The following is a 24,413-nucleotide window of genomic DNA, read 5'->3' as shown; positions in this document are numbered from 1 at the left end:
TATAGATATTTTATATTTATTTTAAAAAATTCCTCTTGACCTAAACTTAAGTTTAGGCTGTATCCTTTCCATTGTAACCTACTATAACACTACTGGAGGAATTCAATATGAAAAAATATGCTTTTATAACAGGTGCGAATAAAGGAATTGGATATGAACTTGTTCGTCAATTAGCAGAAAAAAATTATCACGTATTTTTAGGTGCTCGTAATGAACAACTTGGACAACAAGCCGTAGACTCTTTAAATGTTTCAAACGTTTCCTATATTCAAGTAGATATTTCAAATTCACAATCCATTCAAGAAGCAACAAAGAAAATTCACGAAACGACTGACCATTTACATTTATTAATTAATAACGCAGGCATTGCATTAGACTTCAATACGCTACCTAGTGAATTAAATATTGAAACTTTACGCCAAGGATTTGAAGTTAACTTTTTTGGAACTTTCCAAATGATACAAGCCTTTTTACCATTATTAAAGAATTCAAGCAACAGTAAAATACTAAATGTAACAACTGACATGGCCTCACTAACAATGTTTGCTAATGGTGAAACACATCCAATCAATACACTAGGATATAATTCTTCCAAAACTGCTATTAATGCTTTAACATTAGCTTTTAGTAAAGAATTTGCTACTAACGGTCCAGAAGTATTTGGGATAACTCCTGGTTTTACAACTACTGATCTTAATGGAAATTCCCCTGGTGGCCATACAACTATTGAAAGTGCTAAAATTATTATTAAATATGCATTAAGTGAAACAAACTATAATGGTAAAATACTAAATAAAAATGGCATTATACCTTGGTAACAAAAGGATGAATGATATGTATTATACAATTGGGCAAGTCGCCAAAATGCAACACTTAACTATTTCTCAAATACGTTATTATGATAAACAAGGACTGTTCCCTTTTCTGCAAAGAAATGAAAAAGGAGATCGAGCTTTTGATGAAGAAGCACTCAAATACTTAGAAATGATTTTGTGTTTAAAAAACACTGGTATGCCTATTCAAAAAATAAAACAATTTATCGACTGGTCTATGGAAGGAGAATCTACCATCTTTCAACGGTTGGAATTAATGAAACAACAAGAGACCAATGTCTTACAGCTCATCCAAGACACTGAAAAAAACTTAAAAAAGATACAACAAAAAATTGCTAAATATGAGAATGAAGTAACTTCAGCAGATGCTATTACAAAATAAAAAATCACCTTCTACATATTGTAGAAGGTGATTTTTATTTTATGATGCTTGCTTTCCTTTATCTGCATCATCTACATACCAGATGAATTTGCCTGTATATCCGTAAATAACTGCTAAAATTAACGATACGAAGCTTAACCACATAAACGGAACGTATGAGAACGTTGCTACACCTAAAATACCCGCCATAAAAATACCATTATCAGACCATGGAACCATACCTGAAGTTAACGTTCCACCTACTTCTGAGTTACGCGCTAATACACGACGGTCTATTTTTAATTTATCATAGCTATCTTCCATAATTTTTGGTGTTAAAATTAGTGATACATACATCGCACAACCAAATATATTAGCTAAGAATGCCACGATTAATGTAGACAATGTTACATTACCTGCAGAATTTAATTTCTTCTCAAATTTTGATACGATTACTTTTAAAACACCTAGTTTTTCAAGTAATCCACCAAATCCTAAACCGAAAATAATAACAGCTACTGAGCCAAGCATGCCGTTAATTCCACCACGGTTTAATAACTTGTCAACAAACTCAACACCAGATTGAATTGAGAATCCGTTATAAGCTGTTCCAATCGCCTCTCCAAAGTTCATCCCTTGGAAAAGAGTTGCCCAAATTGCACCAATTAAAGCTCCCATTGCAATTGTTGGCATAGACGGTTTCTTCATCGCTAATAGAACGATAACAATGACCGCTGGAATAAGCATCCATATTTTAATATCAAATTGCTTTAATAAAGCTTCTTTTAAAAATTCTACTCGATTCAAATCTACATTATCGCCGCCATACATCCAACCAGCTACAGTAAACATAATACTAGTAATAATATAAGCTGGAACATCTAATACGAGCATAGCTCGAACGTGAGCAATAACATCTACTTTCGCCATAGAAGCTGCAAGAACTGTGCTATCAGAAAGTGGTGATAATTTGTCGCCGAAATAAGCTCCTGAAAGAACTGCACCAGCAACAAGCGGAAGTGGTAAACCAAGTCCTTCACCAATCGCCATCATAGCAATACCTGCTGTTCCCACTGTTCCCCAAGACGTTCCTGTTGCGATAGAAGTTATAGAACAAATAATTAATGTTGCTAATAGGAATATGCTAGGGTGAATAAATTCTAATCCATAATAGATTAATGTTGGTACTACCCCACCAGCAATCCACGTTCCAATTAAAGCACCTACTGCAACTAAAATCAGTATTGCTTCTAATCCGTTAGAAATCCCTTTCGTAATTGCATCTTGCAATTCTTGATAACGAAATCCTAATCTTAATCCAAGCGCAATTACTAAAAACCATGAAATAAATAGCGCTAATTGAATTGGGAGATCAAAAATCGTTTGGAAGGAAAAGACAACAGCAAGAAATAGTAATAAAAGAACTATGATTTCTAGCATCGATGGTAATCTTACACTTTTCATTTTTTTCTCTCCTTACAAGTCGATAACATGACGTATGTCGTCTTACATGTATGTAATATACAATTAGCGAAGACAAAACAAAATTTTCATATTATTTCGATTTATTTTTCCAGTATAATATATTCACAACCCTTTCTATTGTAAAAGTAGATTACGTTTTTCGCAATGAAAAATATAAAAAATGTTGTATTTTTATTTATCCCGATATTTTCGGCCAATAAGACCTCCGCCTTAAAATTCAGTAAGTGCAAAGCACTTAGATAAGAAATTAACTACTGTAAAATTCCAAATTGATATGAACGTATTAAAGCTTCACTTTATTTACAAAGAACAATCCCATACTAACTTTTTTAATATTTGCTGCAACAAAACTTTTTACAACTATCTTCACTTTTTAATTAACACCATTATTTTCTACACAAAAAATAGGGCACACATCATTAAAATGATGCATGCCCTATCTTTATTTATACATATTTTGTATTCCTTCTTTATTTTTAAGTATTTCCTCAAACTTATCACTACAACCCTTCGGAAATAACACTCCCAGTCCATATGAATGTGCAAATTGAAAATGAGGGTACTTCGCTTTTACCTCATCCCAAAACTTATATACGCCGAAATCACCACTTCTAACTTCAATATCATGAAATAATACAATACCGTTTTTCGCGACTTTCGGTAGCCAAGTGTTATAATCGTGAGAAACAGCTTCATACGTATGATAGCCATCAATATGCAAAAGATTTATCGTTTCATCTTGAAACCGGTCTACAGCATCATCAAAAGTAGATCGAATTAAATTTCCTATATTAAGGTAGTTATCACTCACTACTTTTTCTACTATTTGAAAAACCCCTTCTCCATATGGACCTGTATGCCCATCTCCAGCCCAAGTATCTACTGCAAAGCATTTAGTCGATAACCCTCCATCTTTTACTCCCTGACAAAAACTGAAGAAAGAAGCACCTAGATGTGTACCTAACTCAACTAAAGTTTCTGGTTTTTCAAATCGTACTAAGTCATATGCAAAATCTAAATGTCCACTCCACGCAGATTGTGACCGAATAATAGGACTAAATGTTTCAAATTCAAATGATGGTTTATGAGTAACCCAGTTCATCGCATAACTCCTTCTGCACATATTTTTAACAAACCAAATTACTCTTATCTTTATTTTTTTATCGCCTTGATTATGATTCTATTTCATGAAAATATGAAGAATTTATTCTTTTCTATTGCGGTAAAGCATCATATACATATGGGTCAGTTGGCTTATTAATTTTCTCGATTTTGTTTACTTTTACAAGTGGAAAGACTGTTCCTTTATATGTCGTTTCATCTAATAATCCTGTTATTTTCACCCATGTTTCTTCTGATATTTTTTCAACATTTTTCCCGGTAACAATCATCCCCCAGACTGATGCATCCGCAATACAACAAGTTATGCCATATCGAGCCACTACTGCTTTATTACCCGTCACATCCTTATCATTATATATAAACCCTGAGAATATAATTTCTTTCCCTTTAAACCCTTTTACATCTTGACCAATTATACTCATTGTTTGAACATAATCCTTATCCTCTACTTGTAGTTTATGCTGTCCTAACATACTTTTTACTACTTGCTCTTCCGTTTCATAAGTCGTTGATAAATTTGATGTTTCATCTGGATCATCGAATACCTCTCGCCCATCAAAATCATCCTGTTTCCCCTCTTTTTCGTTCCCTTCCATACTTCTCGCCTGTACACTTTGATTCATACCCCTTTTTCCTGCTAAACTTCCATCAATTGTTACATTTCCAAATAGAAAAGCACTAATAATCGGAACAACAAATAAAACATATACAAAGAAACTTTTCATCCCTGATTTTAATGCTGTATGATGCTTACAACAATTACAATCATCCTCTTTTTCTCTCCCATCTCTCCAAACTTGTAAAGAACCAAGAAGTAAAATCACTACAAAAGCTATATACGTAAATTTAATCATTTTTGGAGCGATAAAATTATAAATATTCCCTGTTACAAGTAGTTTAAATAAGAGCATTGCTAAACCAATTAAAATAATACCACGAATATAGCGATGATATGCCTTCTGCTCCTCTTTCTCCATTCTTTCTCACCTCCTATAACATTATAATTTGCAGGATGGTATACACAGATACAATGACAATTCCCATTAAAAAGAATACAAATTTCTTTTGAAAATATGCAAATAGCATTAACGTATTTTTCATATCAAGCATCGGCCCAAACACAAGAAATGCGAGAAGTGCCTTTACTGAGAAAACATGTCCAAAAGATGCCGCTATAAAAGCATCGGCTGCAGAGCAAATTGATAAAACATAACCAAATCCCATCATAATAAAGGGGGCAATTACTTCGTTATGTGCTACTGCATCCAGTACATTCCGATCAAAAAACGTTTGAAATACACTTGCTAAAAAAGCACCAATCAATAAATACTTACCAGTATCAAAAAACTCATCTACAGTGTGATTCATAACATCTTTCCAACTCTTTTTTTTGCTTGTTTGAACTGAAACCTCTACGTCTTTTAAAACATTTCTTTCGCGATAGCAATAATACACAATTAGACCTATGAATAGAGCAACTAAAATTGTTATCCCAAAGCGTGCATATACAACATAATCATTTTTTTGAAACGCATATACAGTAGATAAAAAAACGACTGGATTCATAATGGGTGCACTCAGTAAAATAACAATGCCTACATGAAGTGGTAACCCCTTTTGAATGAGCCTTCTTACAATTGGTATAATGACACATTCACACATTGGAAAAAGAACTCCCACAAATACTGCTGGAATCATTGCAACAATCGGAGATTTCGGCATTACTTTTTGAATCATATCTTCCGTCACAAACACTTGAATAAATGAAGAAACAATTACCCCTAATAAAATAAAGGGTATTGCTTCAAAAATGATACTTAAAAATACTGTATTCACATTCAACCATTCCTGTGGTATATTTTTGTGCAAATTTGCTAGACTTGTAAAATCTACAAAAAATAATAAAAAGAGAAACATAGCGATAAGAGCTATGCCTACTAATTCTTTTGAAACTCTATTAAAGACCAAGCTTCTCGCCTCCATTTTATTTATATGTAAACATGTGCTTGTCCAAATGCTTCATACTACAGCACAAATTTTATAGTCTATTTCTATTCTCAAATCGTAATCATTATGATTTATTATTGATTTTTCTTTTTCCATCGTTTAATATAAAACGTAATCATTACGATTTAAGGAGAGATCATTTCATGAAAAAAGTACCTATCACTGTATTAAGTGGGTTTTTAGGATCTGGAAAAACTACCTTACTACATCACATTTTGACTAATAAGAACAACTTAAAAGTAGCTGTTATCGTTAATGATATGAGCGAAGTAAACATTGATGCATCTCTTATAAAAAAGGGTGGTTTTTCACGTACGGAAGAGAAATTAGTAGAAATTCAAAATGGTTGCATCTGCTGTACACTACGAGAAGATTTAATGATAGAAGTGGATCGTCTTGTTGAAAATGGTGATATTGACTATATTATTATTGAATCTTCTGGTATAAGTGAGCCTATTCCAGTTGCTCAAACGTTTACTTATACAGACGAAGTTCTTAACATTGATTTAACGAGAAATTGTCGCCTCGATACGATGGTTACAGTTGTAGATGCAAATAGGTTTTGGGATGATTTTGCAGATGGAGAAAGTTTATTAGACCGAAAACAAGCAATCGATGAGAATGATACCCGGGAAGTTATTGATTTATTAATAGATCAAATTGAGTTTGCAAACGTAATTATTCTTAATAAAATAGATTTGCTAGAAAAAGAAGATGTGATAGAGCTTCATCATTTACTAAAAAAATTAAATCCTAATGCAAAAGTTCTTAAATCTTCGTTTAGCAAAGTACCATTACAAGAAATTTTAAACACAAATCTATTTAATTATGAAGAAGCCAGTCAATCGGCCGGCTGGATACAAGAATTAAATAGTGAACATCATACACCGGAAACGGAAGAATACGGTATCAATTCCTTTGTTTACCGTCGCAAATATCCTTTCCATCCCGAGCGCCTTATGAATTGGCTAGAAAAATGGCCTTTAGATGTTGTAAGAGCGAAAGGATTCTTCTGGCTCGCATCTCGTAATAATATGATAGGGCTTCTATCTCAAGCAGGTTCCTCTATTACAATTCAAGGAGCCGGTGAATGGATAGCCGCATTACCTGAAACTGAAAGAAATCAAATGATTGCAGAAGAACCAGAAGTATTAAAAAACTGGGACGAGCGATATGGAGATCGAATAACTGAGCTCGTATTTATCGGTATTGATATGAATCGTTCTGTGATTGAACAATCATTAGATGATTGTCTATTAACAGAAAAGGAAATGGAACAAAAGTGGAATACATTTATTGATCCTATTCCGGCTTTTACTTATACTTCATAATAATTAATAAAAGGCTTCAGTAGAATGAAGCCTTTTTATTTTATAGCACTCTTATTTAATAGGTTTGCTTTAATTATAAATACAACTGTACCTAAAACAATTAATATAGTATATATGTTACCAACTACATCACCTATTTTTTCTAAGCCAAGCGGTAATATTATAGTAGCAACTCCGACTATATAAGAAAATGCTCCTGAAAGCTTCACTAATTTATTTTTATCTCCAACAAACGTTTCTTCTTGATATCCTGCTAACAAAAACAACCTCTAAAGAACAGCACCCTATTATTCAAGCGCTACAAAAACAAGATGAAAAACAAATGGAACAAATGATGTCTCAAAACTGGCTCCGTCCCATGAAAGAAATATAAAAAATGATTTCTATGAAATAATAAAGCTGGCTACACAAAAGTGTAACCAGCTCCTTATTTACTAATCTATGTGCTATGCCTGAATATTTGCGTAATCCTCAATATCTTCATACTCTTTTTCTAATTCCTCTAAAGACAGCTCGTATAATTGTCGGTCACGAATTTTAAACACACCTGCTCCAATTAACTCATCAATTAAATGCCTCTTACGATTTTCAACAGCAAAACGGAGTTGACTACTCATCTTTAAAAAAACTCCTTTCCACGATCATTGAAAATGATAATCTTTATCAATTACCACTTTTGATTATAAAAGATGACTCTTTATAAGTAAAGTAATTTCATGAAATATTTACCTGACAAAGTATTTGTGGCCACATTATATATATGTATGCCGTGCGAAAAATGTTATGACACATTTTCTTATCCTTTTTCTTTCATACTTTGCAGGTTGTCTCACTATGATTAAATTCACCATCTATTTCTACTTGAATGGTGACATGTTCTACATGAAACTTCTCCTTTAATACATCCGTAGCCTCTTTTAATACATTTTGCGTTTCATCACCTTTAATAATCAAATGGCAAGTTAATACTTGAAAATCAGATGTGACAGACCATATGTGCAAATCATGAACTTCTTTTACAACCGTAATATTTAATAATGTACTTTTTACCTCTTCAACATTTATGTGCTGGGGTGCACCTTCCATTAATATATGGACGGTATCACGTGTTACACGCCATCCACTAATAATGACTAAAATAGACACAAGAATACTAGCAATCGCATCAGCAACCGTCCATCCGAAAAATTTAATACATAGCGCTGCAATAATCGCTCCGACTGATCCTAATAGATCGCCTAATACGTGGAGGAAAGCACTTCTTAAATTCAAGTTCCCCTTCACATCTCCGCCTCTCATTAATATCCAAGCTGATAAAATATTAATAAGCAGACCAAGTACAGCAATAATGAGCATCCCATTACTAGCAATCTCAACTGGTTCTTTAAAACGGCGGATTGCTTCAATAAAAATGTATACCGAAATGACAATAAGAACGACACCGTTACATAATGCTGCTAACATTTCGACTCGCTTATATCCATATGTTTTCGCAGTTGTTGCTGTTTTTTCTCCGAGCTTAAACGCAAGTAAACTTAAGGCTAAAGATACCGCATCACTTAACATATGCCCCGCGTCAGATAATAGTGCTAAGCTATTTGTTACAAATCCACCAACAACTTCTGCAATCATAAAACTTGTTGTTAGTAGGAAGGCAATTAGTAACGCCTTTTTATTTTTTGAATGACCATGATCATGCGAATGTCCCATACGAATACTCCTTTAAGTACAATATCTGTATGTTAGTATGAAACAAACTCCCCATCTTTATCCCGAATTGACTGATTGTAAACGCCCGCTTCCTCTGTATACACACTTCGCTTCTTTTTAAACAATCCCTTTTTCTCAAATAAAACAAGACTACTTCTTTTTTATTTTCATATTGTTTACTAATGAAAGAATTTTTAAGGAGGTTACTAAAATGAAACGTTTATTTCTCTGTATGGAACGTGAACTTGTTGTAGTGAAAGAACAATATGATGACTATGAAACGACTTACCACTTACAAAATATGCAACCTACCTGTATCGCTGTTGATCCATTTCAAAAAAATCGTGTATATTGCGGAACATTTGGACGAGGTCTATGGTTAAGTGACGATAGCGGGGATTCATGGAGACCAATTGGAGATTCTTATCGTTACTTTGATTTTCCTAAAGAAGATGGTATTTTGCACTCCTCTATCACTTCCATAACAATAAGCTCAAATGAACAAGTTAACGGATATGGTGTCGTTTATGTTGGCACAGAACCGAGCGCTTTATTCCGCTCTGAAAATGGTGGTGAAACGTGGACTGAACTTAAAAATATGAAATCATTATTATCTTCTTATACGTGGGCATTTCCGCCTAGACCTTTTACCCATCACGTACGCTGGATTACAGTTGATCCAAACAACCCTAATACAATACACGTTTCAATCGAAGCTGGTGCTGTTATTCAAAGTAATGATAAAGGGCATACATGGATCGATAAAAAATTCGGTGCCCCTATCGATGCTCATCAATTACTTATGCACCCTGAAGCACCAAATCGCCTTTATGCATCATGTGGTGACGGATTTATGGGCGGACCTGATCGTGCATATCTTGAAAGTTATAACAATGGAAACAGCTGGATCTCATGCAGTGAAGGACTTGAACATCATTATTTATACAGCATGGCTATCGATCCCGCTGATTGCAATACGATTCTCGTTTCAGCTGCACCGAGTGCTGATCTCGCTCATCACCATATTCCTTATGAATCTTATATTTATCGAAAAACGAAAGATACTCCTTTCCAGCAAGTACAACAAGGACTACCATCCGCAATCGGTACAGTCATTTCGATGTTTGCGACAAACAAGGCAGAACCACATACGTTTTACACGTTAAATAACAACGGCGTGTTTCAATCCAATGATAGCGGCGAATCGTGGGAACAACTAAACATTCCGTGGAAAGATGAGTATAAAACGCAGCATCCACATGCGTTACTCGTAACTAGTTTTTAGCGAAAAGAGAGACTGCCTAATGTTTTTAGGCAGTCTCTCTTCTATTTCTTTAAATCAATTACGATATCATCTAGAACAATATCTTTACTCTTCGCTTCTTTTTTCGGCACTTCAATTTTCTTCTCTTTTCCATTCACATACTCCACTCCACCATGATTTTCAGGTGTATGCACTCGCAAATTCACATGAGGCGTAACGATAAGCTTTGTAGCATTTTTATTCAATTTTTGGAATGTAGTACTCCAACTACTTTTATGTGGTTCTGCTACTGTACCCGTTCCGCCATTTCCTTCACCAGCGTATTGATTTCCTAAATCATCTTTTATTTCTAGCTCAACATCTGCACTATCCCATATGCGCCTTAATGCCTTAGATTCTTCCTGATTATAAAAAACGATAAATGACATAGGTGTTACTTCCATTTTGTCTATATTTACTTTTATACCTTCTTTTTCGGAAATCCCATTAACTTTTATATCCTTACTATCCATCGCCTTTAAAGTAAGAGCAAAATTCCAATTCCCTTTTATTGATTTTTTTTCTTCGTACATATTAATTGATTCCATATTCCATCTAACATTTGCAACGTCCATTCTTTTACTACCAAGATCACTTGTTGTAGTCATACCTACATATTTTTTATCTCCTACTTTCGTAGTTTTAGAACTTCCAGCCGCACCATTAGACATGCTTACTTGCGGGGAACCAAATATGCTCGGATGCTCTCCTAAATCTTTTTCACTTTCGATAGAATACGTTATCGTTACAGTTCTCCCATCAAACACAGCATCATTAATTGTAACCTTAACCCCATTACTCTCTCTCGTCATATTCAATTCAGTCGAAAACTCTTTATAATTTTCATGTAGCCCTGTTCTACCATTATCTAAAAATCGGAATATATCTCCTACTATAGGAAGACCTCCAGCATAGGTTGGAAAACCAATACCAAGTGTTGCAACTGATAATCCTACTAAAATAGATGCAGCAGCGACACCTTTTTTCCAACTTTTCATCTTTTTCTTCGTACGTATCGATTGTTTTACATTACGCTTCACTTTTTCTTTTTCAATTTCAGAAGCCTCAATTTCCTCTAGTTCTTTTTCATCTATATCAATATCATTTAATAGTTCATAAATGTCTTTCATATTGCACTACCTCCAAAACTAATTTTCGTAGCATTTTGTTGTAGTTTCTTTTTCCCCCGGTACACTCGATTATCAATTGCTGCCCGAGTTAATCCTAACTTGTCACCTATTTCCTCTGTCTTCATACCAAGTAAATATTTCATAATGAATACCTTTTGATCTAACGGTTCTAATTGATTAATGAGCTTCAATAATTCTTCCCTATCTTCCATAACGATTAATTCGTCTTCTGCTGATTTTTCTGTACTGATATGAAACTCATCTGAAATAATTTCTACTTTTTTAGTCGCTTTTCGGTAATAATCAATTGCTTTAAACTTTGCAATCGCTGCAATCCACTTTTTAAAATCACTCGGCTCTCCATGGAATTTATTTGCGTTATTCCAAATGGAAAGAAATATATCATTTATACATTCCTCTATGAGTCCATCATTTTGAATTGGAAGTAGAACTTTATGCGTGATCCCCTTTATGAGTGGTAAGTATGTATCGACAACAAATTCTAACGCGTCTTCTTTTTGCCGCTGTAATCTTTTTATAAAATTTTTCTCATTTGATTTCATGTAGCGATTCCCCTTATTGTTTTGTAAAAGCTTTTACACCCTATATAACGTCTGAAGAAATTTTTTCTCTCATCTTTTTTATTTTTTGTATGTAATGGAATACTTCCCCTTAGCCATTGTCTCACATGACTATGCGTTCAAAGAAAATTTTCTCAAGTCTACAATTTAATTCATGTAGTACACTATTTATATAGTCATTCTTTAATTTGATGTACATTTTATTTCATTAATATATTTTTAAAATTAGGAGATGAGATGTGTATGTGTGGAATTACAGGTTGGGTAAATTGGAATAAGGATCTCTCCAATGAACATGTTATTTTAGAAAAGATGGCAAATAGTATCCAGCATCGTGGTCCTGATGCTGAAGGATTTTGGTTTTCACCTCGCGCGGCCTTTGCACACCGACGTTTAATTGTTATTGATCCAGAAGGCGGGACGCAGCCGAAGACATTTCGTGCTGGTGATTATACGTATGCTCTTACTTATAATGGAGAAATTTATAATTTCCGTGAACTGAGAGAGCAACTTCAAAAATGTGGTCATACATTTGAAACTCATTCAGATACAGAAGTATTACTACATGCTTATTTAGAATGGAAAGAAGACTGCGTACGACATTTAAACGGAATTTTCGCTTTTGCATTATGGGATGAACAGAAGCAACAATTGTTTTTAGTACGAGATCATTTAGGTGTAAAACCGCTCTTTTTTACAGAAAGAAATGGCAGTATTATTTTCGGCTCTGAAATTAAAGCATTATTAGCGCATCCATCTGTCCCTGCTGAAATTGATGCGGATGGAATAAATGAAATATTTGGATTAGGCTTATTTCGCACTCCAGGATGTGGTGTGTTTAAGCATATTCAAGAAGTACGTGCTGGACATTCTATAACATTTACACGTCATAAAAAAGTAGTTACGAAGTATTGGAATTTAGAAAGTAAGATCCATACAGACTCTATAGAAGATACATCTTCGCATATTTTATCTATTTTACAAGACACAGTAAAAAGACAATTAATTGCCGATGTTCCTCTCGTTTGTATGTTATCAGGCGGATTAGACTCTAGCGGTATTACTGCACTTGCAGGTAAAGAATTTGCAGAGGAGCATGAAACACTTCACACGTATTCAATCGACTTTTTAAATAGCGCCAAAGATTTCGAGCTGACATTTGCTCGCACTGGCTTAGACGCTCCTTGGGTAAAACGTGTTTCCGAACATGTAGGGACATCGCATCATGACATTATTGTGAATGCTGAAGAATTAGCAAATCACTTATTCGTTCCCCTCCATGCGAAAGATTTGCCAAGTGCAGGCGAAATGGAAACTTCACTATATTTACTATTTTGCGAAATGAAAAAAGATGCAACCGTAGCTTTATCTGGTGAATCGGCTGATGAAGTATTCGGGGGATATCCTTGGTTTCATCAAGAAGAACTACTGTATGTAGATAAGTTTCCATGGTTAACAAACTGGAAAAACACATCTTCTCTATTATTAAACGAAGTAACAAAGCAATGTAATCCTGAACACTATATCAATAAAAGATTCCATGAAGCTGTTCATGAAGTACCTACTCTTGAAGGGGAAAGTAAAAAATCCGCGAAACAACGCCAAATGTTTTATTTATTTTTAACGAGATTCCTTCCTTTCTTACTTGACCGTAAAGATCGTATGAGTATGGCTGTTGGTTTTGAAGTTCGTGTACCGTTTTGCGATTATAGATTAGTTGAATATTTATGGAATGTTCCTTTCAACATAAAAAGCATTGATAATATTGAAAAAGGCATTTTACGTAGAGCACTACAACCAGCTTTACCTGACGATGTACGCAATAGAAGAAAAAGCGCTTATCCAACTTCACAAGATCCACACTACTTACAAACAATCCGTAATTTAACACTTGATATGTGTAGCAATAAAAACAATCCTATTTTCTCACTTATTAACCATTCCATCTTACTTTCAATTGCTGATCAAAGTAATAAAGAGATTAACAATTTTGAGGCAAGAAGTGCCATGGAGTATATGCTACAAGTAAATGAATGGTTGAAAACATATCATATTCATATTGCTTAACAAAAAAGAGTTCAAGGATAAAAACCTTGAACTCCTTTTATATTAATTAGCACATTGTTTATTATCAGTATCAATAGACCATCCAATAATCGTGGCACAATCTCTACCTTTCCACTGCAATACATTTGTTAATACGGGCTCAATCTGCAAGCAACTTCCGTCGTGTAATATTTCTACTAAAGATTGATCATCATCAAACCTTCGTTTGTCACACTCTAAAATACCATCTGTTGCCATTACAATGTGATTCATTCCTTTTTCTAATCCTCTTACACCTGACGTAAAGCAAGGTGTATTTGCTGCAAAAATATTTTTCCTACCAATATATTCGTAATTTTTCCGTTTATTTAATCGTCCTTTTCCATTTTTCGTTTTCTCAGAATGGAATAAATACGCGAAACAATCACCAACTGATAACCAATATAAAAATTCGCCTTTTCGTAAACAAATTAAGCAAGCGAGTTCCTCATCATCTTGATCACATTTTTTAATAAATAACTCATCTGTAAATAACGCTAATAAGTACATATGTGTATGATGAAAAGCTAAATGTATTGGATATGAGAATAACTCTTTTAGTTTTTCTTTTCTTGCCGAAATCGCTTCTATTATATAATCTATATTTTTTGTTTTGTGATGTGTATCAAAAATCATAACAAATTCAAATTGTAATTCAGGATCCCACCAAGCAAGCACCGCATCTCCTCGTTCATATGCATCACTCTCTTGATTCCCCCCATATACGCCGACTGAAAGAGGACCACATTTTTCAACATGTATTTCATCTACATACATCTGTTCATGACTAATCCATTTGAATGTATTCACAGCTATCATCCTCTCTCTTGCTAAATGTATACCTTTACACATAGATTACCTTATATTTCAATAAAAATAAACTTTTTCAACATTTTTTATCCAAATAAAAGGATTTTATTTCTAAAATAACGAATATATCTTACTATACGATATAAAAAGGGGATTTATTATTATGAACAACATTAATCAACATTGGGAGAGCATTTATTATCACTTACGATACGAATACGAGGACAACCTTTCCCACCAAGCAATTCGTATTTTACAAATCGTTTCTCGTGAGAAAGATATAACAATTGGAAAAGTCGCTACTGAGCTTAGTCTTTCTCATAACACAGCGTCTGAACACATAAAGCGCCTTATTCAAAAGGGCTTCATCGTTAAAGAGAGAAATAAACAAGATGAAAGAGTGGTAAACCTTACATTAACAATTGAAGGGATTGAAGTATTAGAAAAACATACTTTACTGGATAAAGAAAAGATAAAAATATTAGAATCACAGTTATCAAAAGAAGAACAACAATTAATTGAAAAAGCATTTTCGTTATTAGCGAAGGAGGCAAAATATGCATTTCCTCGTTAAAGTAATCGTTTCGGCACTTATTATCGGCGTTATCACTGAAGTTGCTAAACATTTCAGTACGATAGGTGGCTTTATTGCTGCCCTTCCACTCGTTAGTTTACTTAGTCTATTTTGGATTTCATTCGAAGGCGGGAATAAACAAGAATTAAGTCAATTTGCTTTAGGGGTATTATATGGATTCCCCGCATCAGCACTACTATTATTTATCGTCTATATTGGTTTAAAAAATTCATTTACACTTAGTACATCTGTCCTACTCGGTATAGGTGTTTGGTGTATCGTTTTTGCTTGTCAAAAATTATTTCAAGCTTAGGAGGAATTAACATTCATAAATTTGTAGAAATAATGGGGCAAAATATAGAAGTACATATAAAAGGAAGTGGTAAACAAACTGTAGTCATTCAAACCGGAATGAGTTGCTCATTTTATGATTGGTTTCCTATTATAGAAAAGCTTTCAGAGTACTTTACAGTCGTTTCATACCATCGCCCAGGTTACGGAAAAAGTGATGTAGGCCATCAGCCGCGTACAATAAGGCAAGTTACAAAAGAGCTACATATGTTACTAAACAAACTAGCTATTCAAGAGCCATTTATTCTAATCGGTCATTCCTACGGAGGATTATGTGCACAACATTTTGCGATGTTACATGAAGATAAGCTGCAAGCACTTATTTTAGTTGATTCTACTTCGATGAACTTACACCGTTTAGATGAACTTCATTTACCAATTTCTGATCAAACTGATTCTGATGATGTTTGGTTTCAAAAATATAATATGTATTCCAAAATGGATGTAGACACACTTTATAATGAACTAAAATCTATGCTCGCCAATCAATCAAAACAGCAAATTGAATTCTCTACCTCCGCCTCATTATATAAAGCGACAGCTTCTGAACTATCTGAGTGGAAAAACTGTGCTCTCTCACTAAAAGAGCTATGTAAAACATTAGAAATACCATTAATCGTTATCGGTAGAGATCCTCAATATTCTATTACTCAATTGACTAATGGTGGCATGCCAAAAGAGGAAGCAACACAACTTGAAGCAATGTGGCAAGAACTAATTCATGAACAATTACACCTCTCAACTAACAGCCACTATATTCTTGCCCAACATGCTAGTCACGGTATAGAAAATGATCGACCAGATATTATTATTGAAGCAATTCATTTCTTACAAATCAAAAAAGGAAGCAACTAAAGCTGCTTCCTTACTTATCTTCTATTCATAATCTTCTTCATCATCGATTTCTTCGTAATATGAACTACCATTACTTACATATATAGGGCCATTCGCAACATCAATACGTAGTACCCACGCCCATGGCACAGCTAAACGTTTATGTATCGCTCGCCAAAAGCTCATTGATTTTCTTTCGTACTCCTGGAACTCCTGAAGTAACTCTTTGTAGGAGGAACCGTCTAACTGAATATTTGCTTCTAACAAACGAGAATGAGCATAGTACTGTAACTCTAGTTCAGCAGCAATTTCCATTTCTTCTTCCGTTGCCATACCAATAATTGTTCCATCTTCTGGTGCAATTTCATATACGTTTTGAACTTCAATAAGCCCTTCTTTCTCTTTCTCAAACATGTAAACAGCCTCCTTTAACATATATTTTTTATGTTACAAAGTCATACTTCTACAATAACTTCTCTGTTTCCTCTTTTTTTGATAAACTTTTACAAAATATTTAACCGATGACCTGTTTTCTCTATTCTTTCAGCAGAAATGAAGCGATTTTTATCAAAATTTAATTTATACACATCAGGCATATGAAGTGTTTTCCAAAACTCAAAATCATATTTCGAATTAAAATAATTCATTAGTAATACCATAATATTCCCATGCGTACCTATTACAATGTTCTTACCTTCATATTGTTTTAATATATTTTGCATACATATTACAGCGCGCCTTTGTGCGACATCACTCGATTCTCCGCCTTCGTATGCAAAACTCCAATCTTTCCACACATTCTGCATAGCAACATTAAAATCTGCTACTGGCTCTGTACTCAATAATCTTTCACGCAAATCTTCTTCTGTTTGTATTAATAATTTATATGTATTCGCAATTCCTTGTACAGTTTGGATCGCTCTTTTGTACGGACTAGAAATAACAACATCAATATGTTTATCTTTTAATAAATGCGTTACATTCTCTGCATCACAGTGCCCTTTTTCAGATAAAGGTCGTTCCCTTTCTTCTTTTGTATATGTAGAGTGGGCATGGCGAACGAAATAGATTGTCGTCATTTATCCATCTCCCTTTTCCGTTTTTATCCAAATTCAATACATTACCATCAAATCCCTTTACCTTTATTATAAGTACTGTCAAATTTAAATGTTGATTTTCATATTAATAAAAGGGAAACACCTCATATGGTATTTCCCTCAATTAAAATAGACTACATCCAATTAAATACTTTATCAATTTTATTTCTATCGTATTCTAATATCCAATCATTATATGTATTATAAATATCCCTAATTGTATCAGGAGAGATAGCTAATACATCACAACCTCTATCATCATAAACGTGAAATATAGTATTCTTGTTAACATTTATAAAATACACCCTATGAAAAATACTCGGTTTTATTCCCATATCTTGATTACAAATTGCTTTTAGCATAGGAATGTATGTAAAGTCAGAGATTTCACATTTCAAAGTATATCTATGTGTTTTATATGCTCCATCTTCATCTGGAAAAACATAAGGGATTGTATTTTTCTGTAACTTAAACAAATCGGACTTCTCTTTGACATACTTAGAAAAGATATTCAATTTCTGTTTGAAAGTTTCACCGTTTGCATGGTCATTTACATCCACTACAATATAAATATCATCTTTTGTTGAATGTAAAGACTGAAATAAAGTAATCGTCCTTTTATAAACGCCTTCTAAATATAGACAATTTTCATAAATGTTATTACAATCATAGTCCACACCTAATCTAAAACGAATACCAATATCCCAATTATAAAATAGAGGTGGTCTAAGTTCTAAATTCGGAAACGTTTCAAGCATATACTCATTCAACCTCATCTCAATACCTACCTTTAATAGCATGTTGTTTACATAATAAAATTATTTCATTATAATTTATTTCCAAACTCTTCATCTGTTATAGCATCTTGAATAAAATAATTTATATTATTTCTCAGCTTTTGATATACAACTTGATTTTCTATATCGTTAAACATAATGACAGCTTCTATCTTATTACCTTTCTTATCTGTACTATACAAACTTTTGGTCAATACGAATGCGGTAGATCCACCTTTTTGCCCCGCAAATTCTAACTTACTATTATCAACTGTGCCTTTGAAAATATTCTCGATTTCTTCTTGCATTAATTTAGGAAAATAATTTCTACTATTTATTTTTTCCATTATACTCATATAATCTTTAGCGTTTGCACTCACTAATCGATCTGACCAAATTCGCTGAAATTCCATATCTACCTTTAATGGAATTTCACGTTTTTTCCATTCTTCTTCATCTTTCATCCATTCATGAATTTGTAACACATGTTTATTATACTCATCTTTTGACATGTTACGTAACGTTTTTAATGACTGATTTTCTGGCACATGAAGTTCTTTTTCTACGTATCCTCTCATATATAGTGCAGCCGTATAAGAAGTGAACTTATCATGACTAGTAAGCTCTAACTCTTTTATACTTTCATTTACTCTTTCTATTCCAAGCTTATCTAACAAATATGTTGTATTTGCATTAGAACTATAATGAATCATTCCTTTAGCGACTTCTTCTAAAGCGATTTGTCTATTTTTCACTAATTCTCTCACTTTGGCATCTTCTAACCAGGTAGGATGCGCTCCACCATCAGTATTTTTAACGTAATATTTTTCTAGCTCCTGCAATGAAATTTGTTCATCTCGACTTATTTTTCCTTCTGACACTTGCTTAGCAAATTCAACTGCTATTACGATTTTTGCCGTACTCGCTAATGGCAATTTTTTATTTTCATTTATAGATGTTAATACCTCACCATTTTTTCTAATCAGTAATGAACATGTCTCATCGTCTTTATGTTCTTTTATATACGTTAATACGTAATCAGAATCTTTTTTTGACAAATAATACTTCATTATGACAAAGAAAACTATAACTGCTACTATAATCACTCCTGCAACAATTCCTATAATCTTTAATATGTTCACAATGTACCTCCTCTAACAAATTTCCTTCTATATCATAATTATACCGAACTAAATTACAAAATTATACAAAATAGAATAACTCTTCCTACACATAAAGAATTATTATTTTATTTCACACTGTATTGCACGAAAAAATCTCATGAATATGTCTAACATTCACATAACAAAAAAACATGCTTTCATGATGAGAGCATGTTTTGTGATATTATTCACATTGTTTCGTTAAAAAATTATCTTTTTATTTACCATGATGTAACATTAAATCACTAAGTTCTTCTTCAATGTGATTTAATTTCGCAACGCTTTCTTTCCATTTATGAATATAACGTGAAACCCCAACAAAAAACAAAACAATAATTGTGGAAAGAATAATACCATATACGATTGCTACAGTACTCATAGTTACACTTCCTTATAATTAGTAATGTGGTTATTAGTTATATTTTTATTATAAACCTTTTTCTTTTAAAATACTTCAATTTCAATTTTTTGTAACAAAATTGATTTTTCTAATATTTCATTCGTAAAAATGGCATATTTTTCACAAATTATACAAAACTTCACCATATGTACTATTACCATATGAGTTATATTATTAAATAGAATAAAGGGGATGATTACTATGACGACTTGGTTTATTGTAATGTTAGTTGTATTTGGGGCATTTAAAATTATCGTTTCTAGCCTTCCTAACACTGTTATTGAATCCATTATTAGCAAGTACGAAACACATCCAAAACTTGAAGAAGAGAATGTGACTATTACAATTCACGGAAATAACGTAGAAGGCGAACAGAAATCAAAAATTATTCATGATTTTAACGAAGGTTTATTTTTAGATCGCTATTATGCACCACCCCATAATGAAGGCACTCCTTTAATTATCAATGCAAAACGTGGTAAAAAAGATTTCACATTTTATATTTACAGTCATGAAGAGCATGTTGATGTTGTAAAACAATATAAAAAGAAGGTAGTTGCTTATAGTTTACGCTCTAAAAATCTTCAAAATAGTGATATGTTCGTGTCAGCTGATTTAGCTTAATACTCATATATAAAAAGGAATCCATGGCATATGGATTCCTTTTTACTATTTACTGAAAAATAAGCTCTGTCTTCAAACTATCTTTCGGTAACAACCAGCCTTTTTTCTCTAAACTCGCTATTAATAATTCCCTTTGTTTTGTCGCAATACTTTCTTCATTTGTTTTAAATGACACTTCTATTACGAAGTCATCTTCTAATTTTCCGGTATTACTTAATGGCCAAATTTCAATATTTGCTTTTATGTTTTCAAACTCTCCTGTATATCGCTTCATTAATACAGGACCGTAAATACGGGAATTCTTTAACATCTCTTCTCCCCAATTTGTATACAACCATTTGTTCATTTTCCCTGGTAATTTTTCTATTAACATGTTTTGAGCAGCTTGTTCATTTGGTAAATCAAGTATCCCATATCCTTTAGCACTGTAGCTTTTCTTATTTGAAATGCTTAATGTTTTCTTCTCAAATCCCCAATCTATTTCCGCCTCATAACTATCCGTATTACTATCGAATCCTTCTTTTTTAGCTACTTCTAGTGCATCTTGAATTACACCATTTTGAATAGGATATCTTTTTTTATATGTTAGTTCAAAATCTTTACTAAATTCTTTCTTTCGAATTCTAGCAAACCAACCTTCATCACTTAAACTTTTATTTGCAGTATCTAAAAATTGTACTTGTATTCTTTCATATTTTGTACCCGCCTGGAAATGTTCTAGCACCTCTTGCTTCATCTCTTTGTTATAACCTAATACTTGTTCTGGCTTCAATAATAACTTTACTTCAAAACTAGGTTTCATTGGACTAGCAGCAAACCCTTCCTTAACGTTATAAAGAAAACAACAAAAGAAAATACTTACGAATACAAATACTTTTTTCATATACCTATCCCCTTTACATTTTAAATGACTTCTATACGTTCCATTGCAAGTGAATATACATTTTCATATCCTGCTGTACTTAGCTTTTGTTGTAATCGATCCGTATCCTCTTTCAAAGCATGCACTAGCACCGTATGTTCTGGTAATAATGTATTTAACATCTCTTTAACTTCTTTTATACTTTGGTGAACTTTATACGGAACTCGCTTCACCCTACATGTACTCCTTACATGTTCTTTCATAACTCTTTCTGCAAAACTCCCTTTCGCAATATGCCCAGTAAAAATAACGGAATTACGTTTTTCATTCCGAAGCTGTTCATAGCATAACTGTGCTCGTTTCGTTTGCATATTCGCATCACTCATTACAACTATTCCATAACTATTTTGCATACTAATGTCATTATCCATAACGATTATGTTTCTTTTTAAACTCTCCATAATCCATTTAAGTTCTTCATTATTTTTTATCCAATCTTTATATATGAACATCTCTTCAAATCCAGCCAAAATTTCTTTATCTACTATAAGCGGAAATTCTTTATATCGTTCATATAAATACAATACTATATCTTGCGCCCTACCAAGTTGTGGCAGCGGTAGCAATGCTATTCCTTTATTCTGCATAACTCGCTCAATTTCTGCACATAGATCATCTAATCTTTCATTTTGCGAAACATCATCTGTGTGGTAAGCGGCATCTACAATTGCAACTTTTATATTGTGGCCCAATTTCTCAGGTAAATTAGCTCGTAGTATATTAGACTCTGCTGAATAATCGCCGGAATAGAACACGTATGTATTACACAAATCAACTAAAAACCAAACAGCTCCTAATACATGCCCACTATATCCCCACTGAAACCGCAATGTAGGAGTAATTTGTATCCATTCATTTGGATTACTAATCTCATCAATACATACATAATTTAAATCTTTTATGTGTTGGTCGCTATAAGGTAAATTCCACCCTTGCATCACATTATAGTTTCTCCATTTTTCATAATATAACGGCAGTTGCTCCTTCGTATAACGAGTCGTCCAAATTTTTTTCTTATATCCATACTTCGCTAATAAAGGTAAACCCATCGTATGATCTTCATGAATATGTGATAAAAATACCGCATCTAAAAATGGAACAGCTTCTCTCTCTATTTCTGGATAACTCTTCTCATATGATCGATTAATACCACAATCAAATAATATTTTCGTCTCTTTATTTTTTACAAAATAGCAGGAGCGACCGTATTCTCCTGCCCCACCCCATACTTCTATCCTCATCATGCTACCCCTTTTCGCTTTTGCTCCATATGTTGTAGCAGTAATAAGCACATTGTTGTAAGTCCAACAGAAACAACGGCCATCGCCATGCCTATAGATACTTCACCCTGTTCAAATTGAGCAAAAATAAACGTTGCTGACGTTTCTACTGATGGAGGTAATACGAGAAGCGATGCTACTAACTCTCTTATCGAAATTGTAAATGTCATCGCCCATCCAGCAAGAATGCCTGGGATAATAAGAGGCAATATTATTTTTCTAAAAATATAAATATAATTTCCCGAAAAAACACTTCCTGCCTGCATGAGAGAATCATCAATTTGTCCGAGTGATGATTTTACATATTGCACCGTGTAAGGTAAAAACAGCACAACATACGTTACGATAACCATGACTGGTGTATTGTAAATTGACAGGGCCATATATGGTGAATTCCAAAATAGAATAAGACCTACAACCATAACGATTCCTGGTACCATATTGGGTAACATACCGCACATATCGAGCCATTTTTCAGAGTTTTTTTTCCCCTTTCGAATCATAAGTGCCAAAAAGACTCCAATCATTACCGCAATAATCGCTGTTACGAGTGAAAAAAGAAAACTATTCCATAAAGCCTCTAATCCCGGAGATCCCATTGTAAACAATGCCTCATAATGGCTTGTTGTAAAGTTATTTACATGTAAACCGCCGCCTCTTAATTTTGACAAAGAAGCAATCAGTATAGAAAAGTATGGAATTCCAATTGATACGATTAATAAACCAATTACATACATCCATGCTACAACGCGCGTAAATATAGACAAAGTATATCTTTTAGATTTCACACCTTTTCCACTAACCATTGCATATGAATACTTTCGATTCAATACATTTTGCATATACCAAATGAGCATACAAGCACTAAGTAATAAAGAAGATAATGCTGTTGCACTACTAAAATCAATTGGCCAACTCGAAATAAATTTATGGATTTCTGATGTTAACACGTGGAATCCTATTCTACGTCCGAATGTAGCCGGTGTTCCAAATTCAGCAATCGTCTTTACGAAAATGAGTAAAGCACCCATTACATAACTTGATACTAATAACGGCAATATTATTTTTCTTAAACGATAGAGAAAACTTCCGCCATGAACTGCTGCAGCTTCTTCTTTACTACTCCCAATCTGAAGTAACGTGTTTTTCAGCATGAAATAAAGGAATGGGAATAAATGCAGACTCATAATTAAGACCATACCTCCTAAACTAAAAAACGATGATGAAACTGTCTTTAGCATCGGAAAAAATTGTTCAAAATAGCCGTTAGGTTGCATGAACAAAATCCAGCCCATTGATCCAATATACGGCGGTGTCATAAATGGAATCATAAAAACAATATCTAACTTACTATACTTTCCTACATCTGTTTTGCTCATAATAAACGCCAATGGAAATGCAAATATTGTAGCTCCTATTACAACGAGTACACCTAGAAGCATCGAGTTTAGAAAAATCCCAGCTAATCCACCACTCTGCATCACTTCAAAAGGCTTTAAAAAGTTCCAGCTGCTATTTTCATATATACTAGAAAATAAAATGAGAAAAAGCGGAATGACGATTAACATCGCCACAAGTAATAACGCTACCGTCATTCCAACTTGTCTTACTGATATGAATCGATTTACCATGGA

28 protein-coding genes and 1 pseudogene are annotated in these 24,413 nt (G+C 33.4%); 10 read left to right on the top strand and 19 right to left on the bottom strand.

Annotation, left to right across the window (positions count from 1 at the left end; translation table 11 throughout):
* The first annotated feature begins 107 nt into the window (after positions 1-107).
* Entirely contained in the window at positions 108-818 is a 711-nt protein-coding gene (locus NZ044_RS08850) for an SDR family NAD(P)-dependent oxidoreductase (RefSeq protein ID WP_000759560.1), read from the top strand.
* Between the two features lie 16 nt (positions 819-834).
* Positions 835-1,215 (top strand): MerR family transcriptional regulator, encoded by a 381-nt coding sequence (locus NZ044_RS08845; protein WP_000291857.1) that lies wholly within the window; start codon positions 835-837, stop codon positions 1,213-1,215.
* Between the two features lie 39 nt (positions 1,216-1,254).
* Here the strand turns inward: NZ044_RS08845 and nhaC are convergent, their stop codons facing one another.
* The 4 genes from nhaC to NZ044_RS08825 form a co-directional block, all read right to left on the bottom strand.
* Positions 1,255-2,658 (bottom strand): Na+/H+ antiporter NhaC, encoded by a 1,404-nt coding sequence (gene nhaC / locus NZ044_RS08840; RefSeq protein ID WP_000843986.1) that lies wholly within the window; start codon positions 2,656-2,658, stop codon positions 1,255-1,257.
* Positions 2,659-3,121: 463 nt separating this feature from the next.
* The gene (locus tag NZ044_RS08835; protein WP_001104671.1) at positions 3,122-3,781 is read right to left on the bottom strand and encodes a class I SAM-dependent methyltransferase; all 660 of its coding nucleotides are present in this window, start codon (positions 3,779-3,781) and stop codon (positions 3,122-3,124) included.
* 112 nt (positions 3,782-3,893) lie between these two features.
* Positions 3,894-4,778: a TIGR03943 family putative permease subunit gene (locus tag NZ044_RS08830; RefSeq protein WP_000409944.1), complete on the bottom strand. Its 885-nt coding sequence runs from the start codon at positions 4,776-4,778 to the stop codon at positions 3,894-3,896.
* Between the two features lie 13 nt (positions 4,779-4,791).
* Positions 4,792-5,784, bottom strand: a complete 993-nt coding sequence (locus NZ044_RS08825; RefSeq protein ID WP_003309320.1) for a permease — start codon at positions 5,782-5,784, stop codon at positions 4,792-4,794.
* A 167-nt stretch (positions 5,785-5,951) separates the two neighbouring features.
* On the opposite strand from NZ044_RS08825, the gene NZ044_RS08820 reads away from it, so the two are divergent.
* A complete protein-coding gene (locus NZ044_RS08820) occupies positions 5,952-7,139 on the top strand; it encodes a GTP-binding protein (protein WP_000757662.1) in 1,188 nt (395 codons plus the stop codon).
* A 35-nt stretch (positions 7,140-7,174) separates the two neighbouring features.
* On the opposite strand, the gene NZ044_RS08815 is transcribed toward NZ044_RS08820, so the two are convergent.
* The gene (locus tag NZ044_RS08815; RefSeq protein ID WP_102981840.1) at positions 7,175-7,405 is read right to left on the bottom strand and encodes a hypothetical protein; all 231 of its coding nucleotides are present in this window, start codon (positions 7,403-7,405) and stop codon (positions 7,175-7,177) included.
* A gap of 8 nt (positions 7,406-7,413) precedes the next feature.
* Here NZ044_RS08815 and NZ044_RS08810 point away from each other — a divergent pair.
* Positions 7,414-7,512: pseudogene (locus tag NZ044_RS08810) on the top strand (GntR family transcriptional regulator); the annotation flags it as partial.
* Between the two features lie 73 nt (positions 7,513-7,585).
* On the opposite strand, the gene fbpA reads toward NZ044_RS08810, so the two are convergent.
* Both fbpA and NZ044_RS08800 read right to left on the bottom strand, forming a co-directional pair.
* A complete protein-coding gene (gene fbpA / locus NZ044_RS08805; RefSeq protein ID WP_000098300.1) occupies positions 7,586-7,756 on the bottom strand; it encodes a Fur-regulated basic protein FbpA in 171 nt (56 codons plus the stop codon).
* A gap of 193 nt (positions 7,757-7,949) precedes the next feature.
* Positions 7,950-8,849, bottom strand: coding sequence for a cation diffusion facilitator family transporter (locus tag NZ044_RS08800; protein WP_000510030.1), 900 nt, complete (start codon positions 8,847-8,849; stop codon positions 7,950-7,952).
* Positions 8,850-9,060: 211 nt separating this feature from the next.
* On the opposite strand from NZ044_RS08800, the gene NZ044_RS08795 reads away from it, so the two are divergent.
* Entirely contained in the window at positions 9,061-10,134 is a 1,074-nt protein-coding gene (locus NZ044_RS08795; protein ID WP_000825316.1) for a WD40/YVTN/BNR-like repeat-containing protein, read from the top strand.
* 41 nt (positions 10,135-10,175) lie between these two features.
* Here the strand turns inward: NZ044_RS08795 and NZ044_RS08790 are convergent, their stop codons facing one another.
* Both NZ044_RS08790 and NZ044_RS08785 read right to left on the bottom strand, forming a co-directional pair.
* Positions 10,176-11,282, bottom strand: coding sequence for a DUF4179 domain-containing protein (locus NZ044_RS08790; RefSeq protein ID WP_000653118.1), 1,107 nt, complete (start codon positions 11,280-11,282; stop codon positions 10,176-10,178).
* A complete protein-coding gene (locus NZ044_RS08785) occupies positions 11,279-11,845 on the bottom strand; it encodes a sigma-70 family RNA polymerase sigma factor (RefSeq protein WP_098506771.1) in 567 nt (188 codons plus the stop codon). The genes NZ044_RS08790 and NZ044_RS08785 overlap by 4 nt, the downstream gene beginning before the upstream one ends.
* A 261-nt stretch (positions 11,846-12,106) precedes the next feature.
* Here NZ044_RS08785 and asnB point away from each other — a divergent pair, with 261 nt between their 5' ends.
* On the top strand, positions 12,107-13,930 hold the full coding sequence (gene asnB / locus NZ044_RS08780; RefSeq protein ID WP_086397298.1) for an asparagine synthase (glutamine-hydrolyzing): 1,824 nt from the start codon (positions 12,107-12,109) through the stop codon (positions 13,928-13,930).
* 42 nt (positions 13,931-13,972) lie between these two features.
* On the opposite strand, the gene NZ044_RS08775 is transcribed toward asnB, so the two are convergent.
* Positions 13,973-14,800 carry a protein phosphatase 2C domain-containing protein gene (locus NZ044_RS08775; RefSeq protein WP_002083203.1) on the bottom strand — a complete coding sequence of 276 codons (828 nt, stop codon included), beginning with the start codon at positions 14,798-14,800 and terminating at the stop codon, positions 13,973-13,975.
* Positions 14,801-14,921: 121 nt separating this feature from the next.
* Between NZ044_RS08775 and NZ044_RS08770 the strand changes: the two genes are divergently transcribed.
* From NZ044_RS08770 to NZ044_RS08760, 3 genes are read left to right on the top strand one after another with little or no spacing between them, the layout of a single operon-like run.
* The gene (locus NZ044_RS08770) at positions 14,922-15,332 is read left to right on the top strand and encodes a MarR family winged helix-turn-helix transcriptional regulator (protein ID WP_001059787.1); all 411 of its coding nucleotides are present in this window, start codon (positions 14,922-14,924) and stop codon (positions 15,330-15,332) included.
* Entirely contained in the window at positions 15,316-15,645 is a 330-nt protein-coding gene (locus NZ044_RS08765; RefSeq protein WP_000545623.1) for a DUF3147 family protein, read from the top strand. Before NZ044_RS08770 ends, NZ044_RS08765 begins: the two co-directional genes overlap by 17 nt.
* A complete protein-coding gene (locus NZ044_RS08760) occupies positions 15,606-16,538 on the top strand; it encodes an alpha/beta fold hydrolase (RefSeq protein WP_002083200.1) in 933 nt (310 codons plus the stop codon). Before NZ044_RS08765 ends, NZ044_RS08760 begins: the two co-directional genes overlap by 40 nt.
* 21 nt (positions 16,539-16,559) lie before the next feature.
* Here NZ044_RS08760 and NZ044_RS08755 read toward each other — a convergent pair whose 3' ends face one another.
* The 6 genes from NZ044_RS08755 to NZ044_RS08730 all read right to left on the bottom strand — a co-directional run bounded on the left by NZ044_RS08755 (position 16,560) and on the right by NZ044_RS08730 (position 20,114).
* Complete coding sequence (locus tag NZ044_RS08755) at positions 16,560-16,931, bottom strand: hypothetical protein (protein ID WP_000461779.1); 372 nt, start codon at positions 16,929-16,931, stop codon at positions 16,560-16,562.
* Positions 16,932-17,020: 89 nt separating this feature from the next.
* Positions 17,021-17,596 (bottom strand): histidine phosphatase family protein, encoded by a 576-nt coding sequence (locus tag NZ044_RS08750; RefSeq protein ID WP_000208260.1) that lies wholly within the window; start codon positions 17,594-17,596, stop codon positions 17,021-17,023.
* Positions 17,597-17,748: 152 nt separating this feature from the next.
* Positions 17,749-18,372: a DUF3885 domain-containing protein gene (locus tag NZ044_RS08745; RefSeq protein ID WP_118961789.1), complete on the bottom strand. Its 624-nt coding sequence runs from the start codon at positions 18,370-18,372 to the stop codon at positions 17,749-17,751.
* Between the two features lie 68 nt (positions 18,373-18,440).
* Entirely contained in the window at positions 18,441-19,532 is a 1,092-nt protein-coding gene (locus NZ044_RS08740; RefSeq protein ID WP_098506772.1) for a serine hydrolase, read from the bottom strand.
* Positions 19,533-19,770: 238 nt separating this feature from the next.
* Positions 19,771-19,932 (bottom strand): hypothetical protein, encoded by a 162-nt coding sequence (locus tag NZ044_RS08735; protein ID WP_000108702.1) that lies wholly within the window; start codon positions 19,930-19,932, stop codon positions 19,771-19,773.
* 65 nt (positions 19,933-19,997) lie between these two features.
* Positions 19,998-20,114, bottom strand: a complete 117-nt coding sequence (locus NZ044_RS08730; RefSeq protein WP_098506773.1) for a multidrug transporter MatE — start codon at positions 20,112-20,114, stop codon at positions 19,998-20,000.
* A 40-nt stretch (positions 20,115-20,154) separates the two neighbouring features.
* On the opposite strand from NZ044_RS08730, the gene NZ044_RS08725 reads away from it, so the two are divergent.
* The gene (locus NZ044_RS08725) at positions 20,155-20,577 is read left to right on the top strand and encodes a YfmQ family protein (protein WP_000214589.1); all 423 of its coding nucleotides are present in this window, start codon (positions 20,155-20,157) and stop codon (positions 20,575-20,577) included.
* Between the two features lie 49 nt (positions 20,578-20,626).
* Here NZ044_RS08725 and NZ044_RS08720 read toward each other — a convergent pair whose 3' ends face one another.
* The 3 genes from NZ044_RS08720 to NZ044_RS08710 are packed head-to-tail and all read right to left on the bottom strand — an operon-like array spanning position 20,627 to position 24,410.
* The gene (locus tag NZ044_RS08720) at positions 20,627-21,460 is read right to left on the bottom strand and encodes a hypothetical protein (protein WP_000755318.1); all 834 of its coding nucleotides are present in this window, start codon (positions 21,458-21,460) and stop codon (positions 20,627-20,629) included.
* Between the two features lie 20 nt (positions 21,461-21,480).
* Entirely contained in the window at positions 21,481-22,743 is a 1,263-nt protein-coding gene (locus NZ044_RS08715) for an MBL fold metallo-hydrolase (RefSeq protein ID WP_033795229.1), read from the bottom strand.
* Entirely contained in the window at positions 22,740-24,410 is a 1,671-nt protein-coding gene (locus NZ044_RS08710) for an ABC transporter permease (RefSeq protein ID WP_118961784.1), read from the bottom strand. The genes NZ044_RS08715 and NZ044_RS08710 overlap by 4 nt, the downstream gene beginning before the upstream one ends.
* Positions 24,411-24,413: the final 3 nt, after the last annotated feature.

The sequence above is a fragment of the Bacillus sp. FSL K6-1338 genome, from assembly GCF_038006965.1.
In the GTDB taxonomy this organism is placed as follows: domain Bacteria; phylum Bacillota; class Bacilli; order Bacillales; family Bacillaceae_G; genus Bacillus_A; species Bacillus_A thuringiensis_S.
Note: the sequence above shows the minus strand (reverse complement) of the source record. Positions and strands in the feature narration are given on the sequence as shown.

What these genes read in the sequence shown, in the direction of transcription:
- NZ044_RS08850 (WP_000759560.1), top strand. Translation starts at nt 108, where the DNA reads ATGAAAAAATATGCTTTTATAACAGGTGCGAATAAAGGAATTGGATAT.
- NZ044_RS08845 (WP_000291857.1), top strand. Translation starts at nt 835, where the DNA reads ATGTATTATACAATTGGGCAAGTCGCCAAAATGCAACACTTAACTATT.
- nhaC (WP_000843986.1), bottom strand. Translation starts at nt 2,658, where the DNA reads ATGAAAAGTGTAAGATTACCATCGATGCTAGAAATCATAGTTCTTTTA.
- NZ044_RS08835 (WP_001104671.1), bottom strand. Translation starts at nt 3,781, where the DNA reads ATGAACTGGGTTACTCATAAACCATCATTTGAATTTGAAACATTTAGT.
- NZ044_RS08830 (WP_000409944.1), bottom strand. Translation starts at nt 4,778, where the DNA reads ATGGAGAAAGAGGAGCAGAAGGCATATCATCGCTATATTCGTGGTATT.
- NZ044_RS08825 (WP_003309320.1), bottom strand. Translation starts at nt 5,784, where the DNA reads ATGGAGGCGAGAAGCTTGGTCTTTAATAGAGTTTCAAAAGAATTAGTA.
- NZ044_RS08820 (WP_000757662.1), top strand. Translation starts at nt 5,952, where the DNA reads ATGAAAAAAGTACCTATCACTGTATTAAGTGGGTTTTTAGGATCTGGA.
- fbpA (WP_000098300.1), bottom strand. Translation starts at nt 7,756, where the DNA reads ATGAGTAGTCAACTCCGTTTTGCTGTTGAAAATCGTAAGAGGCATTTA.
- NZ044_RS08800 (WP_000510030.1), bottom strand. Translation starts at nt 8,849, where the DNA reads ATGGGACATTCGCATGATCATGGTCATTCAAAAAATAAAAAGGCGTTA.
- NZ044_RS08795 (WP_000825316.1), top strand. Translation starts at nt 9,061, where the DNA reads ATGAAACGTTTATTTCTCTGTATGGAACGTGAACTTGTTGTAGTGAAA.
- NZ044_RS08790 (WP_000653118.1), bottom strand. Translation starts at nt 11,282, where the DNA reads ATGAAAGACATTTATGAACTATTAAATGATATTGATATAGATGAAAAA.
- NZ044_RS08785 (WP_098506771.1), bottom strand. Translation starts at nt 11,845, where the DNA reads ATGAAATCAAATGAGAAAAATTTTATAAAAAGATTACAGCGGCAAAAA.
- asnB (WP_086397298.1), top strand. Translation starts at nt 12,107, where the DNA reads ATGTGTGGAATTACAGGTTGGGTAAATTGGAATAAGGATCTCTCCAAT.
- NZ044_RS08775 (WP_002083203.1), bottom strand. Translation starts at nt 14,800, where the DNA reads ATGTGTAAAGGTATACATTTAGCAAGAGAGAGGATGATAGCTGTGAAT.
- NZ044_RS08770 (WP_001059787.1), top strand. Translation starts at nt 14,922, where the DNA reads ATGAACAACATTAATCAACATTGGGAGAGCATTTATTATCACTTACGA.
- NZ044_RS08765 (WP_000545623.1), top strand. Translation starts at nt 15,316, where the DNA reads ATGCATTTCCTCGTTAAAGTAATCGTTTCGGCACTTATTATCGGCGTT.
- NZ044_RS08755 (WP_000461779.1), bottom strand. Translation starts at nt 16,931, where the DNA reads ATGTTTGAGAAAGAGAAAGAAGGGCTTATTGAAGTTCAAAACGTATAT.
- NZ044_RS08750 (WP_000208260.1), bottom strand. Translation starts at nt 17,596, where the DNA reads ATGACGACAATCTATTTCGTTCGCCATGCCCACTCTACATATACAAAA.
- NZ044_RS08745 (WP_118961789.1), bottom strand. Translation starts at nt 18,372, where the DNA reads ATGCTTGAAACGTTTCCGAATTTAGAACTTAGACCACCTCTATTTTAT.
- NZ044_RS08735 (WP_000108702.1), bottom strand. Translation starts at nt 19,932, where the DNA reads ATGAGTACTGTAGCAATCGTATATGGTATTATTCTTTCCACAATTATT.
- NZ044_RS08730 (WP_098506773.1), bottom strand. Translation starts at nt 20,114, where the DNA reads ATGGTAATAGTACATATGGTGAAGTTTTGTATAATTTGTGAAAAATAT.
- NZ044_RS08725 (WP_000214589.1), top strand. Translation starts at nt 20,155, where the DNA reads ATGACGACTTGGTTTATTGTAATGTTAGTTGTATTTGGGGCATTTAAA.
- NZ044_RS08720 (WP_000755318.1), bottom strand. Translation starts at nt 21,460, where the DNA reads ATGAAAAAAGTATTTGTATTCGTAAGTATTTTCTTTTGTTGTTTTCTT.
- NZ044_RS08715 (WP_033795229.1), bottom strand. Translation starts at nt 22,743, where the DNA reads ATGATGAGGATAGAAGTATGGGGTGGGGCAGGAGAATACGGTCGCTCC.
- NZ044_RS08710 (WP_118961784.1), bottom strand. Translation starts at nt 24,410, where the DNA reads ATGGTAAATCGATTCATATCAGTAAGACAAGTTGGAATGACGGTAGCG.